Origin of the sequence: Mesorhizobium sp. M2A.F.Ca.ET.043.05.1.1, assembly GCF_003952445.1 — a bacterium.
GTDB lineage: Bacteria > Pseudomonadota > Alphaproteobacteria > Rhizobiales > Rhizobiaceae > Mesorhizobium.
Genome location: NZ_CP034446.1, coordinates 3,843,721 through 3,860,706, shown reverse-complemented (window position 1 = coordinate 3,860,706; position 16,986 = coordinate 3,843,721). Strand labels below are relative to the sequence as shown.

Annotated in this window: 13 protein-coding genes and 1 pseudogene; 13 read left to right on the top strand and 1 reads right to left on the bottom strand. The window is 64.3% G+C overall.

From position 1 onward, the window contains the following. The first annotated feature begins 2 nt into the window (after window positions 1-2). Window positions 3-2,281, top strand: a pseudogene (locus EJ069_RS18815) (xanthine dehydrogenase family protein molybdopterin-binding subunit). Between the two features lie 255 nt (window positions 2,282-2,536). Here EJ069_RS18815 and EJ069_RS18810 read toward each other — a convergent pair. Beyond that, complete coding sequence (locus EJ069_RS18810; protein WP_126062579.1) at window positions 2,537-4,990, bottom strand: membrane-bound PQQ-dependent dehydrogenase, glucose/quinate/shikimate family; 2,454 nt, start codon at window positions 4,988-4,990, stop codon at window positions 2,537-2,539. A gap of 196 nt (window positions 4,991-5,186) precedes the next feature. Between EJ069_RS18810 and EJ069_RS18805 the strand changes: the two genes are divergently transcribed. Genes EJ069_RS18805 through EJ069_RS18750 form a run of 12 tightly spaced genes read left to right on the top strand, consistent with a single transcriptional unit; the run spans window position 5,187 to window position 16,983 of the window. Further along, entirely contained in the window at window positions 5,187-5,843 is a 657-nt protein-coding gene (locus EJ069_RS18805) for a cytochrome c3 family protein (RefSeq protein WP_245456177.1), read from the top strand. Beyond that, on the top strand, window positions 5,827-8,802 hold the full coding sequence (locus EJ069_RS18800; protein WP_126062577.1) for a TAT-variant-translocated molybdopterin oxidoreductase: 2,976 nt from the start codon (window positions 5,827-5,829) through the stop codon (window positions 8,800-8,802). Before EJ069_RS18805 ends, EJ069_RS18800 begins: the two co-directional genes overlap by 17 nt. Next, window positions 8,795-10,153 (top strand): NrfD/PsrC family molybdoenzyme membrane anchor subunit, encoded by a 1,359-nt coding sequence (nrfD, locus tag EJ069_RS18795; protein WP_126062576.1) that lies wholly within the window; start codon window positions 8,795-8,797, stop codon window positions 10,151-10,153. The genes EJ069_RS18800 and nrfD overlap by 8 nt, the downstream gene beginning before the upstream one ends. Then, the gene (locus EJ069_RS18790) at window positions 10,150-10,677 is read left to right on the top strand and encodes a DUF3341 domain-containing protein (RefSeq protein WP_126062575.1); all 528 of its coding nucleotides are present in this window, start codon (window positions 10,150-10,152) and stop codon (window positions 10,675-10,677) included. Before nrfD ends, EJ069_RS18790 begins: the two co-directional genes overlap by 4 nt. Beyond that, window positions 10,674-11,216, top strand: coding sequence for a cytochrome c (locus EJ069_RS18785; RefSeq protein ID WP_126062574.1), 543 nt, complete (start codon window positions 10,674-10,676; stop codon window positions 11,214-11,216). The genes EJ069_RS18790 and EJ069_RS18785 overlap by 4 nt, the downstream gene beginning before the upstream one ends. Further along, on the top strand, window positions 11,213-12,325 hold the full coding sequence (locus tag EJ069_RS18780) for a hypothetical protein (RefSeq protein WP_126062573.1): 1,113 nt from the start codon (window positions 11,213-11,215) through the stop codon (window positions 12,323-12,325). Before EJ069_RS18785 ends, EJ069_RS18780 begins: the two co-directional genes overlap by 4 nt. Next, window positions 12,318-12,767 carry a hypothetical protein gene (locus EJ069_RS18775; RefSeq protein ID WP_126062572.1) on the top strand — a complete coding sequence of 150 codons (450 nt, stop codon included), beginning with the start codon at window positions 12,318-12,320 and terminating at the stop codon, window positions 12,765-12,767. The genes EJ069_RS18780 and EJ069_RS18775 overlap by 8 nt, the downstream gene beginning before the upstream one ends. Next, window positions 12,764-13,516, top strand: coding sequence for an SCO family protein (locus EJ069_RS18770; RefSeq protein WP_126062571.1), 753 nt, complete (start codon window positions 12,764-12,766; stop codon window positions 13,514-13,516). Before EJ069_RS18775 ends, EJ069_RS18770 begins: the two co-directional genes overlap by 4 nt. Then, complete coding sequence (gene coxB / locus EJ069_RS18765) at window positions 13,513-14,466, top strand: cytochrome c oxidase subunit II (protein ID WP_126062570.1); 954 nt, start codon at window positions 13,513-13,515, stop codon at window positions 14,464-14,466. Before EJ069_RS18770 ends, coxB begins: the two co-directional genes overlap by 4 nt. Then, window positions 14,463-16,106, top strand: a complete 1,644-nt coding sequence (locus EJ069_RS18760; RefSeq protein WP_126062569.1) for a cbb3-type cytochrome c oxidase subunit I — start codon at window positions 14,463-14,465, stop codon at window positions 16,104-16,106. Before coxB ends, EJ069_RS18760 begins: the two co-directional genes overlap by 4 nt. Continuing rightward, entirely contained in the window at window positions 16,103-16,738 is a 636-nt protein-coding gene (locus EJ069_RS18755; RefSeq protein ID WP_126062568.1) for a cytochrome c oxidase subunit 3, read from the top strand. The genes EJ069_RS18760 and EJ069_RS18755 overlap by 4 nt, the downstream gene beginning before the upstream one ends. After that, window positions 16,735-16,983, top strand: a complete 249-nt coding sequence (locus tag EJ069_RS18750) for a cytochrome C oxidase subunit IV family protein (RefSeq protein ID WP_126062567.1) — start codon at window positions 16,735-16,737, stop codon at window positions 16,981-16,983. Before EJ069_RS18755 ends, EJ069_RS18750 begins: the two co-directional genes overlap by 4 nt. Window positions 16,984-16,986: the final 3 nt, after the last annotated feature.

The following is a 16,986-nucleotide window of genomic DNA, read 5'->3' as shown; positions in this document are numbered from 1 at the left end:
CCATGGACGCTGCCGCTCCCAGACCCAAGGAGAACATGGGCGAACCGCTGCCGCGCGTCGATGCACGGTTGAAAGTCACCGGACAAGCCCACTACCCCGCCGATCTGCCCACCGCCAACATTGCCTATGGCGCGCTGGCCACCAGCAGCATTGCCAAGGGCAAAGTGACGAAGCTTCGTCTCGACGACGCCCGCGCGGTGCCCGGCCTGCTCGACATCGTCACCTATGGCGACATGGACAAGGTCGACAAACCGAAATTCGGCAATTCCGGCGCGACTTCTATCGGACCGCTGCACGACAGGACGATCTTCCATGACGGTCAGATCGTCGCGCTCGCGGTTGCCGAGACATTCGAGGCGGCCGAAGAAGCGGCGCGGCTGATCCGCGCCGAGTACGAGGAGGAGAAGCCGACTGCGACTTTCGACAGCCCGGGGACGGCGACCATCCCTGCCGCCGGAAAGAGCCCTCTGTTCAAGGAAGATGTGAAGGCAGGCGACTTCGATGCGGCCTATGCCGATGCCGCGGTCAAGATCGACCAGCGCTACTCGACGCCCACGCAGCATCACAATCCGATCGAGCTGTTTTCAACGACGGCCTTCTGGGAAGGCGACCAGCTGACCGTTCACGAGCCGTCGCAGAATGTGACCGGTTGGAAGGTCGAGTTGGCAAGGCAGTTGAAGATCGACCCTGCGAAGGTGCGCATCGTCAGCCCCTTCATCGGCGGGGCCTTCGGCTCGAAGGGGCCGATGACACCACGCACGGCAATCGTGGCGGTGGCCGCCAAGCGCCTCGGACGTCCGGTGCGCTGCGTGGCCAGCCGCATGCAGGCTTTTGGCACGCAGACCTATCGGGCCGAAACCCGGCACCGCATCCGCATCGGCGCCGGCAAGGACGGCCGCATCACCGCCTTCGCGCATGAAGGCTGGGAGGTGACGTCGCGCCCGGACGCCTATGTCGTCGGCGGCACGTCGGCCACCGGCCGCATGTATGATTATGGCTCGGTGCTGACCCATGTCTCGCTGGTGCAGGCGGACCGCAACACGCCGGGCTACATGCGCTCACCGCCCGAGACGCCTTATGTCTACGCGCTTGAAAACGCCATGGACGAGATGGCCGTTGCGCTTGGCATGGATCCTGTCGAATTCCGCCGGATCAACGAGCCCAAGACGGAGCCGATCGGCAAGAAGCCGTTCTCCAGCCGTTCGCTGATCCAGTGCTACGACCAGGCTGCGGAAGCTTTTGGCTGGGCCGACCGCGATCCGAAGGTCGGCGCGATGCGCGACGGCGACTGGCTGGTCGGCATGGGCTGCGCCACGGCGATTTATCCAACGGCCGTCGCGCCATGCGCGGCGCGCGTGCGCCTGACGGTCGACGGCGATGTGCGGCTGCAATGCGGTTCGCACGAGATCGGCACAGGCGTTCGCACGGTGGCCGGCCAGATGGCGTCGGAGCGTCTCGGTGTGAGCATCGACAAGATCAGCGTCGAAATGGGCGACAGCGGCCTGCCTCCGGCTCCGGTCTCGGGCGGGTCGATCTCCACGGCAAGCGTGTGCTCGGCGGTGCTCATGGCCTGCGACACTATCCGCACCAAGCTCTACGCCGCAGCGACCGCGGAAGGCGGTCCGCTGGCCAGCTCCCATAATGAGGAACTCGAGCTTGCCGGCGGCAAGATCGTGGCGAAGAGCGGCGCCTCGGCCAAGGTCGGGGATGTCCTGAAAGCCATGCAGGTCGGCGCGATCGAGGAATATGCCGAGTTCGCCCCAAGGGCGCGACGCCGGAGGCGCTGAAGAAGCTCTATGCCGGAACGCCGGAGTTCCATGGCGGCGAGCAGGACGAGGATTCCGTGAAATACGCCTTCGGCGCCGAGTTCGTCGAAGTCCGCATCAACCGCTATACCAGGGAAGTCCGCGTGCCGCGCATCGTCGGCGCCTTTGCCGCCGGCCGCATCATGAACACCCGCACGGCGCGCAGCCAGTTGATGGGCGGCATGATCTGGGGCATCGGTCAGGCGTTGCATGAGGCGACCGAGGTCGACAGGCGCTACGCGCGCTATGTGAATCGCGACCTGCAAGACTACGTTGTGCCGGTCAATGCGGACATCAAGGACCTGCAGGTGATCCTGGTGCCGGAGGTCGACCATGCGGTCAATCCCGCCGGCGTGAAAGGCCTCGGCGAGCTCGGCAATGTCGGCACGGCCGCTGCCGTCGCCAGCGCGGTTTACCACGCCACCGGCAAGCGTATCCGCGACCTGCCGATCAGGATCGAGCAACTGCTCGTCTGAGCACGCCTGCGATGAACGCGCACAGCTATTTTCTCTGACAGGGCGAAACCCATGTTTCACCTTGGCGTTTGGATGCTGCCCATCGCGGGCATCCCTCTGATCCTCATTTTGATCTGGATGTATGTCCTCGCCAGGCGCCGGAGCCGGCGGCTGGCGGAGCCGAGAGGCGGTCCGTCACAAGAGACGCAGCGGCGCCGCAACGACCAGAAGGGCTGAAGGGTCTCGAGGCCCCTGCTTTAGCTCAACCGACGTCTGTTACCCCGCCGGCAGAGCGTAGGCGATGACTTCGTCGCCGACCTTGGTTTCCATGAAATGATGGCCGCCGGGCGCGATGACGACATACTGCCTGCCGCCGACTTCGTACGTCATCGGCGTCGTCTGGCCTCCGGCGGGAAGATCGGCCTGCCACACCTCCTTGCCGCTCCTGATGTCGATCGCGCGAAGCTTGTTGTCGGTGGTCGCGGCGATGAAGATCAGGCCGCCGGCCGTCACCAGCGGACCGCCATTGTTCGGCGTTCCGATGGTGAGCGGCAGCATCGAGGGGATGCTGAACGGGCCGTTGCTTTCGGCACTGCCCAGCGGCTCGTCCCACAGCGTCCTGCCGGTCTTGAGATCGATCGCGCGGATATGGCCATAAGGCGGCTTCGAGCAGAGCAGGCCCGTGAATAGGCGCCAGCCGGCATTGACCGCAATGGCGTAGGGCGATCCGGCCTGCGGGTCGCCGATATCCTTCACCTTTTTCGGGCTGCCGCCCTTGTCGATCGGCCTGAAGCCCATCTCGTCCGCCTTCTGGCGCGCAATGAGCTGGTTGTAGTTCGGCATGTCGTTGTAATTGGCGATCAGCACGCCGTTGTCGGTGTCGACTGCGATGCTGCCCCAGTCCGAGCCGCCATTGTAGCCAGGATATTCGATGAAGGGCCGGTCGACTGTCGGCGGCGTGTACTCGCCCTGATAGGAGGCACGATGGAACTGGATGCGGCAGTAGAGCTGATCCAGAGGGCTCATGCCCCACATATCCTTTTCGGTCAGCGCCGGCTGGTCGAGATGCGCGTAGCCGGAATAGGGCTGCGTCTTGGAGAGCTTGTCCGGTTCGACGCCGCCCGAGGGCGCCTTACGCTCCTCGACCGGGAACAGCGGCTTTCCGGTCTTGCGGTCGAGCACATAGATCTGGCCCTGCTTGCTGGGCACGATGATGGCCGGGATCTTGCCGGTCACCGTCGGGAAGTCGACCAGCGTCGGCTGCGATCCGAGGTCGTAGTCCCAGAGATCGTGATGCACCGTCTGGAAATGCCAGACCGGCTTGCCCGTCGTGACATCGATGGCGACGATCGAGGAGTTTAACTCGTTCTCGAAACCCTTGCGATCGACGCCGTAATAGTCGACGGCGGCATTGCCGAGCGGCAGGTAGACATAGCCGAGCTGCGGATCGGCGGCGGCGACGGTCCACATGTTCGGCGTGCCGCGCGTGTAGGTGTCGCCTTGAGACGGCGCGCCGGTGCGATCGGGATGGCCCATATCCCATGCCCAGGTCAGTTTGCCGGTGGTGACGTCATAGCCGCGCACGACGCCCGAGGGCGCGTTCTCGGCCTGGCCGTCCTTGACTTGTGCGCCGACGATGGCGATGCCGCGCACGATGGTTGGCGGCGCCGTGATGGAATACCAGCCAGGCACCGTCTCGCCGATGCCCTGGTTGAGATCGACGCTGCCTTGCTGACCGAAATCCGAGCAAGGTCTTCCTGTCTTGGCGTCGATGGCGATCAGCCTTGCGTCCAGCGTTCCGAAGATGATCCTCGTGGCGCAGGCCTGGTCGGCATTCGCGCCTGGAGCGGCGAAATAGGCGACGCCCCGGCAACTGGCGCCGTAGGGTATCGCGTTGTCCGGCACCTTCGGCTCGTAGCGCCATTCTTCCTTGCCGCTGCGGGCATCGGCGGAAATGACAATGTCCTTGGCCGAGCAGGCATAGAGATGGCCACCGATCTCCAGTGGCGTGTTCTCCGGCGAATAGAGGTCCTTGGTTGCCCCGGTCGGCATGTCGCCGGTGTGGAACGACCAGACGCGGGTGAGCTTGGCGACGTTGGCCGCCGTGACCTGATCGAGTGGCGAATAGCGCGTCCCGAGTTCCGAGCCGCCGTAGACCGGCCAGTCATTGCCGGCCCGATGGATCGCGGCATCCTGCGACGCCGGCGCCCCCTTCGGCGCGGATTGCGCGGCTGGCGCTGGCGGTCGCGCCGGTTGTGACTGCGCCGAGGCATTGACGTGCAGGAAGCCGAACGCCGCCAGCGCAGCGATCGGCAGCAGCAGGCCGGTCACGTAGGCTGCGTTTCGGCCCCCGCGCCTTGTCCGGTCGCGGAAGGCGGGCATCGCGAGCAGCACGAAAATCAGGATGATCGTAGGAGCAAGGGTGCGTGGCATCAGGGCCCAGCCATCGAGACCGACCTCCCAATAGGCCCAGGCGAGGGTGGCGAGCCAGGTCAGCACATATAGCCAGACGCCGGCCATGTTGCCGGCCAGCAGCAGAATGCCCGCGAGCAGCAACGCGATGCCAGCCGGCAGATAGTACCAGGAGCCGCCGAGGGCGATCAGCCAGGCGCCGCCGCCGCCGATCAGCAGGCCAAGAATGGTCAGCAGCACCCCGACCAGCGCTCTCCACCAATAAGCGACGCCGTGATGGCGCACAGGACGACGGGGGTTGTTTGCAGCGTCGGTCATGGCATTTTCCAGCGTGAAACTGATTGTGATATCCGGCGAACGCATGCGGGCGGCTGTGGTTGCGGATTAAATCCGCGACCCGTTCCCGGTTGTGGTCACCATTCTGTGATCCTTGTGCGGCTTCGGAACTTTCGCGGCGAAAGCGCCGTTAGGTGTCGTCAACCCTGGGTTTGCCTTCAGCAGAATCGGCGAGGGGATGCCGCAGATCTTCTCGAAAAACGCCAATGGCGTTGCGCGCTTTGTCATCTGGGGAAGTTGTGCCGTTCTGCTGATCGCCGCCGCGATCGGGATAATCCTGCCCCGTTCGGACCTGGTAACGGGAGTAGGTGAGCCATTGGCGCAGCCGGTGCCGTTCAGCCACAAGCACCATGTCGGTGAGCTCGGCATCGACTGCCGCTATTGCCACAACGGCGTCGAAACCTCGTCTTCGGCGGGTCTGCCGGCCACCGAAATCTGCATGACCTGCCATTCCCAGCTTTTCACCAATGCCAATATGCTAGCGCCGGTGCGCGCAAGCCTGGCCAGCGGCAAGCCGATCGAATGGCAGCGCGTCAACAGCGTGCCCGACTTCGTCTTCTTCAACCATGCGATCCACATCAACAAGGGCGTCGCCTGCGAGACCTGCCATGGCGAGGTTGACCGGATGCCGCTGACCATGCGAGCGCACACGCTGAGCATGGAATGGTGCCTAGGCTGCCATCGCAATCCGCAGCCCAATTTGCGTCCGCCACAGGACGTGTTCCTGATGCACTGGCAGCCGCCTGCGGACATCGATGAGATCAGGCGGCAGCTGATCGGCATGCTCGACATCCATCCCGAGACGATGACGGATTGCTATGTCTGCCATCGCTGACGACAGACTTGGTCCCGCCATCGACATCGAGGCTCTGCGCAAGCGGCTGGCGCATGGCGGCGAAATGTGGCGCAGCCTGGACGAGATCGCCGGCACCGACGAATTCCGGCGCTTTGTCGAGGCCGAATTCCCGGCAATCGCGGAACGTCTGCCGGCAAAGCCGAACCGGCGCACGCTGCTGAAGCTGATGGGCGCCTCGCTGTCGCTTGCCGGGCTGGCCGCCTGCAGCAGGGCGGAAAGCATCGTGCCCTATGTGCGCCAGCCGGAAATCCTCGTTCCCGGCAAGCCTGTCCATTACGCGACGACGCTGTCCAGCGACGGCTTCGGCATTGGCGCCATCGTCGAAAGCCACGAGGGGCGGCCGACCAAGGTTGAGGGCAATCCCGATCATCCGGCGTCGCGCGGCGCGACCGACGCTGTGATGCAGGTAGCCGTGCTGACGCTGTTCGATCCTGACCGCTCACGCACGCCGCTGAAGGATGGCGAGCCGGCAGCTTACGGCGATTTCCTCAAGGACATGGCGGCGCTTGTCTCGCGCTGGGCGGCATCGCAAGGGCATGGCGGGGCGTTGCTGGTTGAGGCTACGACATCGCCGACCGCCGCAGCACAGATCGATGCGTTGCGGGTCCGCTATCCCGAGCTGAAAATCTATCGCCAGGACCCATTGGCAACGCCAGCCGCAGAGGCAGTCTCGCGCGCGCTGTTCGGATCGTCGCTGACGCCGATCTATCGCTTCGACCGTGCAGATGTGATCCTCAGCCTCGACGCCGATTTCCTCGGAGAAGGACCTGGGCGACTTGCCTATGCCCGAGACCTTGCCGCGCACCGGCGTGTGCGAAGCCCTAACGACCGGATGAGCCGGCTCTATGTAGTGGAATCGACGTCCACTATAACCGGGGCTGCCGCCGACCATCGGCTTGCTATCAAGCCAAGTGAAGTCGAATCCGTGGCTGCCGGATTGAACGCAGCTTTGGCCGGCCAATCCGGGGGCTCCGGCTCGGCGATCGACCAGGCCTGGAGGACGGCGCTGGTCGACGACCTGAGGGCGGCGGGCCGCAACGCGTTGGTCGTTGCAGGGGCGCATCAGAGCGCCTTCGTTCAAGCCGCCGCTTTGTCTGCCAATGCGAAGCTTGGCGCTCTCGGCAACACGGTCGAGCTGATCGAGCCGCCGGATGCATTGCAGGTCGATGGCGACCTCGCCGCGCTGTGTGAGGCAATCGGCGATGGCGCGATCGACACGGTCGTGGTGCTGGGCGCAAACCCGCTGCACACGGCTCCAGCGAGGCTCGATGCGCATAAGGCATTCTCCAGCCTGAAGCTGCTTGTCCATCACGGGCTCTATCGTGACGAGACCGCGTTCCCGGCGCATTGGCATGTGCCGGCGGCGCATGAGCTCGAGAGCTGGAGCGACATCCGCGCCCATGACGGCGCCGCCTCGCTTGTGCAGCCGCTGATCAAGCCGCTTTACGATGGCAAGACCATGCATGAATTGCTAGCCGTGTTTGGCGGCCAGTTCGAGACCGATCCGCTGGCGATCGTCCGGCAGCATTGGGCAGCGCTCGATGACGATGCCTGGAGGAAGGCGTTGCGTGACGGCGTCATGTCGAACAGCGCCGCCAGGCCCGTATCCGTCACCGTGCCGCCTGATCTGGGCGGCTTGAGACCGGCGGCGAAGGCCGCCGACGGCATCGAGATACGGTTCGTCGCCGATCCGTGGCTGCGCGATGGCCGCTTTGCCAATGCGTCGTGGCTGCAGGAGCTGCCGCGGCCGCTGACCAAGATCGTCTGGGGCAATGCGGCGCTCATCTCGCCCGTCACCGCGGAGCGGCTGAAAATTGCAAATGGCAAGGTGATAAACGTCGCGTCGAATGGAGTGAATGTCGACGCGCCGGCCTGGATCATGCCCGGCCACCCGGATGAGACGATAACGCTCTCCTTCGGCTTCGGGCGCAAGGCCGGTTCCGTTGCAGCGCTGTCGGAAGGCTATGATGCGTTCCCTTTGCGCGGCACGGCGGAATGGATGGCGACCGGTGCTGTAATCACGCCGCGCGAGAACAGCGCTCGCGTCATCACCACTCAGCATCATCAGGCGATGGAAGGTCGTGCCATCGTTCGCCACGCCTCGCTCGATGCGTTCCGGCAGGATCCGGATTTCGTCCGCAAGGATGCGCCGCCAGACCCGACAGAGTCGCTTTATCCTGATTGGCCTTACGACCAGGAAGCCTGGGCGATGGCGATCGACCTTTCAGCCTGCATCGGCTGCATGGCCTGCGTCTCCGCTTGCCAGGCGGAAAACAACATCGCCACGGTGGGGCCGGACGAATGCGAGCGCGGCCGCGAAATGCATTGGCTTCGTGTCGATCGCTACTATGCCGGACCGCTCGATGCGCCCGAGACCTTCTTCCAGCCAGTGCCATGCATGCATTGCGAGAAGGCGCCTTGCGAAGTGGTCTGCCCGGTCAACGCAACCGTGCATACGCATGATGGGCTGAACGCGCAGGTCTACAACCGCTGCATCGGCACGCGCTATTGCTCGCAGAACTGCCCCTACAAGGTGCGGCGCTTCAACTTCCTCGACCACCAATCATTCGACAAGGACGAAGCCGGGCCGGAGCAGGGCGTTCATAACCCCAATGTCAGCGTGCGCTCGCGCGGCGTGATGGAAAAATGCACCTACTGCGTCCAGCGTATCAGCGCCAAGCGCATCCAGGCGCAGATCGAAAATCGCGACATTGCCGATGGTGAAGTCGTCACCGCCTGCCAGCAGGCCTGTCCGACCCAGGCCATCACCTTCGGCGATCGCAACAGGAAAGACGCAAAGGTCGTCCGCGAGAAAAGCGCGCCGCAGAATTACGCGCTGCTGGAGGAGTTGAACACAAGGCCGCGCACCACCTATCTGGGCAAGATCTCCAATCCGAACGGCAAGCTTGCCAAGCCGGGCAAGGCGACCGATGGCTGAGGCGACCGCGAACAGCTTGGACGTCCTGCGCGGCCGCCACGATTTTCCCGAGATCAGCGGGCGCATCGGCTCGATCGTGCTCAACGGCCGCTTGCCGCGCCATTTCTGGACGGCGTTCTTCCTCTGCTTCCTGCTCGTCCTGTTCTTCCTCTACTCGATCACCTATCTGATTTCCGTCGGCGTCGGCGCCTACGGCATCAACTTGCCCGTGGTCTGGGGCACGATGATCTCCAACTTCGTCTGGTGGATCGGCATAGGCCATGCGGGCACCTTGATCTCGGCGGTGCTGCTTTTGCTACGACAGCCATGGCGCGCCTCGATCAACCGTTTCGCCGAAGCCATGACCCTGTTCGCGGTCGCGATGGCGGGGCTGTTCCCGATCCTGCATCTCGGCCGTCCGTGGTTTTTCTATTGGCTTCTGCCGCTGCCCAATGTGCACATGCACTGGCCGCAATGGCGCAGTCCCCTGGTCTGGGATTTCGCCGCGATCGCAACCTACGCGACCGTCTCGCTGCTGTTCTGGTACATGGGCCTGCTGCCCGACCTGGCGGTGCTGCGCGACCGCGCAAGGTCGAGACCGGCGCAGCTCTTCTACGGCATATTGGCGCTCGGCTGGCGCGGCTCGGCCTATCATTGGTCGCGCTACCAGACCGTCTATTTCCTGCTCGCGGCCCTGGCCACGCCGCTGGTCGTTTCGGTGCATTCGATCGTCTCGCTCGACTTCACCTTCGCGATCACGCCCGGCTACCACTCGACGATCTTCCCGCCCTATTTCGTCGCCGGCGCGCTGCTCTCGGGCTTCGCCATGGTGCTTACCATCGCCATTCCGCTGCGCTGGGCCTTCTCGGTCGAGGACCTGATCACGCCGCGTCACATGGACAATGCCGCCAAGCTGATGATCGCCGCCGGCATGGTCGTCGCCTATGGCTATGTCTCGGAAGCATTCTTCGCCTGGTATTCGGGCGAGCCCTATGAACGCGCCATGATGGCGCAGCGCGCTCTGGGTCCCTATGCGCCGCTGTTCTGGACAATGCTCGGCCTGAACTGCGGCGTGCTGCAGCTGCTGTGGTTCAGGCGCATCCGCCGCAATATGCGGCTGCTGTTCGCGATCGCCGTCGCCATCAACATCGGCATGTGGATCGAGCGCTACATCATCGTCGTGACGGGGCCGAGCCGCGATTACCTGTCGTCCGCCTGGGGCGAGCAGTCGCTGACCTGGCTCGATTTCGGCGTCCTGTTTGGCTCGATCGGCACCTTCTTCGCGCTCGTCTTCCTGTTCATCCGCATCCTGCCGGCGATCACCATCTTCGAAGTCGAGGAGTTGGCCGAAGAAGAGGGCAAGCTCAGATGAGCCTCTACGGTCTCATGGCGGCGTTTGCCGATCCCGAAGCGCTCGTTGAGGCCGCGCGCGGCATGCGCGAGCGCGGCTATCGTCGCATGGATGCGTTCTCGCCCTTTCCGATGAAGGAGCTGGACGGGATACTGGAGATCCCGAAGACGCGCCTGCCTTGGGTCGTGCTCGCCGGCGGTATTGCAGGTGCTGCTCTCGTCTATGCGCTGATCCGGTATTCCGTCGAAGTCGACTATCCCATCAATGTCGGCGGCAGGCCGCTGCATTCCTGGCCGCCTTTCGTCGTCATCGCTTTCGAGGCCGGCATCCTCGGCGCCGCCTTTTCCGGCTTTCTGGGCCTGCTCGCGGCCAACGGCCTGCCCCGCTACCATCATCCGGTCTTCAACGCCGAGAGCTTCAGCTATGCGCGCGGCGGCAGGTTCTATCTGCTGATCGAAGCGGCCGATCCGCAATACCGCAAGGGCGTGACCAGGGGCCAGCTGACGCGGCTCGGCGCCGAAACGGTCGAGGAGGTCGAGGCGTGAGCCGCCTCAGCCTCACGCTCATGCTAGGTGCGCTGGCCATCGCCGGCTGCCGGCAGGACATGGAGGACCAGCCGCGATACGATCCGCTGGAGGCGAGCAACCAGTTCGCCGACGGCATGTCTGCGCGCACGCCAGTGGCGGGCACGGTCACGCGCGACGCCGATTTGGCGCCGACCCCGCAGCGGATACCCTATCCGATCACGATCGAGCTGCTGCAGCGCGGCCAGCAGCGTTTCGATATCTTCTGCTCCCCCTGCCACGGCCGCACCGGCGACGGTCACGGCATGATCGTCCAGCGCGGTTTCCCGGCTCCGCCGAGCTACCATCAGGATGGGCTGCGCAAGGCTTCGGACCGGCACTTCTACGACGTCATCACCAACGGCTATGGCGCCATGTATTCCTACGCGGCGCGGGTGCCGCCGCGGGACCGCTGGGCGATCGTCGTCTACATCCGCGCCCTGCAATATTCGCGCGACGCACCCGTCGCCGAACTTCCACAGGCCTTGCGCGCACGCCTCGAAGCGGAGGCCTCGCCATGAGCCGCCTTGAGCAGGGTTTTCTGGCCGCCGGCATTGCGGGACTTGTCCTGTGCGCGCTCGGAGTGTCGCTCGACGCCAAGGCAATGCTGGGCGCCTGGCTGGCCGCAGCCATATTTGCGCTCAGCTTTCCACTCGGCGCGCTGACGATCCTGATGGTGCATGGGCTGACCGGCGGCCGCTGGGGCGAGGCGGTCCGTCAGCCGTTGCGGATCATGATCGCGATGCTTCCGCTTGCGCTGATCTTGCTCCTGCCGGTGCTGATGAGGCTCGATCTGGTCATTCCTTGGGCCGGGGCCGACTCCGCGATGTTGCCGGAGAAGGTTCGCGAGAAGCTCGCCTATCTCAACGTGCCGTTCTTCCTGCTGCGCTTCGCCGTCTGCGCCGCGATCTGGCTCGTTCTCGCCTGGATGATGGTAGGCCCGACTGCGGAGGATTCCGCAAAGACCGGCAAGGGCAGGAAATATGTTTTCGGCCTAATCCTCCACGCGCTTGCTGTCAGCGTCTTTGCGATCGACTGGATGCTGTCCCTCGAGCCGGAATTCACCTCGACCATCTACGCGCTTTGCGAGGCGGCGGCCGAAGTGGTCGGGGCATTCGCGCTTGCCGTCCTCGTGCTGGCGGCGAGGCGGGCGGTCGAGGTCTTGCCCGGCGGCGAGGAAGATGTCGCATTGAGCGAAGATCTCGCCAATATGCAGTTCGGCTTGGTGCTGATTTGGATCTATCTCGCCTTCATGCAGTGGATCGTCGTTTGGGGTGGTGACCTTCCGGACGAGATCCACTGGTACATCGTCCGCGCCACCGGCGGCTGGCAGTATCTGCTGTGGCTGCTGGTTGCCTTGCAGGCGGCTGTGTTCGCGAGCTCGCTCAGCCGGCAGCTCAAGCGAAGCCATGACGGCCTGATCTGGCTGGCGGGCATAGTTCTGGCCGGCCATCTCGCCGATGTGTTCTGGCGCATTCGACCACCGCTCTTCGCCGGTGGTCCGTTCGGATTCTGGCACGACATTGCCGCCTGGACCTGCGTTGGAGGCCTTTGGTTGGCAGTCTTCCTTTTCCTGCTCCGCCGGCCGAACACGATCGTCTGGTGGAAGCGGGAGGCCGCCCATGGCTAAAGCTCGCCGCCATCCCGAGACGCGCGATGTCCAGCCGCTTGTGCTGCTCGCTTTCGGCGGCGGGCTGTTGGTGTTTCTGGCCTTGGCCGCGCTCTGCATGAAGGTCCTTTTCAACACCACGCCAAGCTGGCTGCCGCAACCCGAGAACGCCAGTCCGGAAGCTCCTGATTTGCAGAGCGCGCCAAGGCAGGATCTTGTCAGCTTCCGCGCCGAGGAGGATCGCCAGCTGAAAATGCTCGGCTGGGTCGACCGCACGGCCGGTATCGCTCGCATTCCGATCGACGACGCGATGTGGGCAGTGGTCAGCAACGGCTTGCCGGATTGGTCCCAGCCCGACACCGCAGCCCCGGAACCTGGCGATTGCAGCCTGCTCGCGGCTGCAGTTCCCCGCACACCCCAGGCCCAGAATTGCCAGCAGCAAAGTGGCGAGGCAGGGCGATGAGAAGCCTGTTAGCCGCGCTTTGTCTGTTGGTTGTCGGGGCGGCCCTTGCCGCCGAGCGACCGACATTCGATCCGAAGCTCGGTGCGCAGCTGACGCTGGACCGCGAATTGATCGACGCCAGAGGCCGGAAGCAGACGCTTCGCGAAACGCTGGGCGGCCATCCGGCGCTGGTCATCTTCGGCTACGACAAATGCCCGAACCTGTGCGGCGTCACCCAGCAGGCCGTCGCCTCCGACCTGAACAAGACATCGCTTCGCCCGGCGGATTACCGCGCGCTGTTCATCTCGATCGATTCCGGGGAGACACCGGCCGACGCAATCACGGCGCAAGAAGAAATCGCTTCCGCAGCCGGTCCGGCAAGCCTGGCTGCCTGGCGCTTCCTGACCAGCAGCGATGGCGCCGGCGCGGCGCTGGCTAAAGAGGCCGGCATCACGTTCGACCGGCGCAAGGGCATCGATCAGTTCGTTCATCCGATAGCGGTTATCGCGCTTACCCCAACGGGCCGAATTTCGCAGGTGCTGCCGGCGCTGACCTTCACGCCGCGTGATCTCCAGCTCGCGCTGATCGAAGCGTCGGAGAACAGGCTCGGGTCTATCGCGGATCACATCTTCCTGCTCTGCGCTGGCTTCGACAGTTCGAAAGGCCAGTACACGCCAGCGATCTGGGCGGCACTGAAAGTGGCGAGCCTGGCGACGCTGTTCGGTCTCGGCGTGACGGTGCTATGGCAAGGCTGGGGGAGGGCGAGGTGAGCTTCGGCATTCCCTTCTTCCCCCCGGAGGCTTCCTCCGAAGCCGGCCAGGTCGACGCGCTGTTCTACACACTGCTTGCTTTTTCTGCCGTTCTCGGGCTGGCGCTCACCGGGCTGGTCGTCGGCTACGCTGTGAAATACCGCGTCGGCTCAAATGCGGATCGAACAGGCAAGCGTTCCCGCAGCCTGCCGCTGGAAATGAGCTGGACGATCGCCAGCCTGGTCATCGCTTTCATCTTCTTCGGCTGGGGCGCGACGCTCTTCGTTCGTCGCGACCATCCGCCGGCCGACGCGCTGGAGATCGCCGGGCTGGGCAAACAGTGGATGTGGGAGTTCAGGCAACCCGGCGGCCAGCGCGAGATCAACGAATTGCATGTTCCCGTCGGCAAGGCCGTAGTCGTGTCGCTCGCCGCGCAGGACGTCATCCACTCCTTCTACGTTCCGGCCTTCCGCATCAAGCAGGATGCCGTGCCTGGGCGCACGACGCATCTCTGGTTCATCGCCACCCAGCCCGGCCGCTATCACCTGTTCTGCGCCCAATATTGCGGCACGCAGCATTCGGAAATGGGCGGCTGGGTGACCGCGATGGCGCCCGAGCAATATGCCGCGTGGCTGAACAGCCAGGGCGAAGGCGAGACACTCGCCGCAGGCGGCGAGAAGCTGTTTCGGGCGCTCGGCTGTTCCGGCTGCCACGGCGCGAGCAGCAAGGTGAGGGCGCCGTCGCTTGACGGTATCTTTGGCCGTCCCGCGGCTCTCGACAATCAGCAGACGGTGATCGCCGACGAGCGTTACCTGCGCGACTCCATTCTCAACCCGAAGAAGGAGGTCGCCGCAGGCTACGAGCCGGTCATGCCGAGCTTCGACGGCCTCATCGACGGAGGCGAGCTGCAGATGCTGCTTGCCTATCTGAAGTCGCTTTCGCCGCAACCAACGGCTGGAGCCAGGCCATGACCAACGCGGCGATGCAGGGCACATATCTGGAGGAGGGGAGCGGTCCGCGGGCGTGGCTGCTCACCACCGACCACAAACGCGTCGCGTGGCTCTATCTCATCTCGCTGACAGCCTTCTTCTTCCTCGGCGGCGCCATGGCCGTGCTGATGCGCATCGAGCTTGCAACACCGGCCGGCGATCTCGTCTCCGACGATGTCTACAACCGGCTGTTCTCGCTGCACGGCATCATCATGGTCTGGTTCTTCCTGGTCCCGTCGATTCCGGCGACCTTAGGCAATTTCTTGTTGCCGCTGATGATCGGCGCGCGCGACCTTGCCTTCCCGCTGCTCAACCTCGCCAGCTGGTACGTCTTCATCTTCGGCAGCCTGTTCGCGCTGTTTGCGGTGGTCGCCGGCGGCGTCGACACCGGCTGGACCTTCTACACACCGCTATCGACCCTTTATGCCAATGGTTGGGTCTCGACCGCGGCGTTTGGTGTCTTCATCGTCGGCTTCTCGACGATCATGACCGGCATCAACTTCATCGTCACCGTGCACACGTTGCGCGCGCCCGGGCTCACCTGGTTCCGCCTGCCGATCTTCGTCTGGACGCTCTACGCCACCAGCCTGGTGATGGTGCTGGCAACCCCGGTGCTCGCCGCCTCGCTGATCCTGATCGTGCTGGAGCGCGTCTTCGGCATCGGCATCTTCAATCCCGCTCTCGGCGGCGATCCGCTGCTCTTCCAGCATCTCTTCTGGTTCTATTCGCACCCGGCCGTCTACATCATGATCCTGCCCGGCATGGGTGTGGTGTCGGAGGTGCTGCCCTGCTTCAGCCGCCGGCCGCTGTTTGGCTACAAGGCGGTGGCGATGTCGTCGATGGCGATCGCCGTCTTCGGCTTCCTGGTCTGGGGCCACCACATGTTCGTCAGCGGGCAATCGGCCTATGCCGGCGTGGTGTTCTCGTTCCTGTCCTTCTGCGTCGCGATCCCGTCGGCGATCAAAGTGTTCAACTGGAGCCTCACGCTGCGCAAGGGCGAGATCAGCTTCGAGGCGCCGATGCTCTATGCGTTGTTCTTCCTGGCGCTGTTCACCTTCGGCGGATTGGCCGGGCTCTTCCTTGCGGCGTTGGCGGTCGATGTCCATGTTCACGATACGTATTTCGTCATCGCGCATTTCCACTACATCATGGTCGGCGGCATGGTGACCGCCTATATGGCCGGCCTGCATTTCTGGTGGCCGAAGCTGACCGGCCGCATGTATTCGGAAACGTCAGCGCGAATTGCGGCGACCGTCACCTTCATCGGCTTCAACCTGACCTTCTTCCCGCAATATGTGCTGGGCTTCGACGGCATGCCGCGCCGCTATCACACCTATCCGCCGGAGTTCCAGTTCTGGAACGTGCTGTCCTCGGCCGGCGCGGTGGTTCTGGCGATCGGCTATCTGATGCCGCCGTTCTATCTCGGCTGGTCGCTGTTTCGCGGCGCCCGGGCGCCCGATAATCCGTGGAACGCCACCGGGCTCGAATGGCAGACCGGTTCGCCGCCGCCGCCGCATAATTTCGAGACCATGCCGGTCGTAACGCGACCGGCCTATGCCTATGACATGAAGGGGCTGGAGCATGAGCGCTTCAGCCCGCACCGGGAGGAGGCGGCGGGATGAGCGGCACGGAAAGCGTCGCTTTCGACACGCCGGAACGCGAGCGGCGCGCCGACACTTTTGCCATGTGGGTGTTCATCGGCTCCGAGGCGATGCTGTTCGGCGCGATCTTCCTCGTCTTCCTCATCGCCCATATCGATTTCGGCCCTGCCTTCGCGGCCGCCTCGAAACGCCTTTCGCTGCCGCTTGGCACCTTCAACACGGCAGTGCTGATCACCAGCAGCTTCACCATGGCGCTGGCGCACAGGCTTGCGTTGCAGAGGCGCTGGCGCGCGACGGTCTGGGCGCTGGTCGTCACCTCAGGCCTGGGCCTGTGCTTCCTGATCGTGAAGGGGATCGAATACGGCAAGGAGATCCACGACGGACTGGCGCCGCTCCTCGGCCTGCCGTTCCGCTATGCCGGGCCGGATCCGGTTCATGCCGAATTCTTTTTCGGCCTTTATTTCACGATGACGTCGCTGCATGCGCTGCACCTGATCGGCGGCATCGTGGTCATCGCCGGCATGATCGCGCTCTGGCGGACAGCCAGCCCCGCCAACCGCCTGCGCCGGATCGTGGCCACAGGCCTCTACTGGCACTTCGTCGACATCATCTGGGTGTTCATGTTCCCCGTTCTTTACCTGATCAACCGATGAGCGAACTGCGCAAACTCACCTTCGGCTATCTCGGCCTGCTCGCGCTGCTGGCGCTGACGGTAGGCTCGTCATTTCTTGATCTGGGCGGTTTCAACGTCGCGCTCAACCTGGCGATCGCCGCTGCGAAGGCTGTCCTGATCGCCATGCTGTTCATGCATCTGACCGGCACGTTGCCGCGGCTGGCCGTCGCGGCCGCCGGGCTTTGGCTGATCATCCTGTTCGGGCTGACGCTGATCGGGCGATAGGAG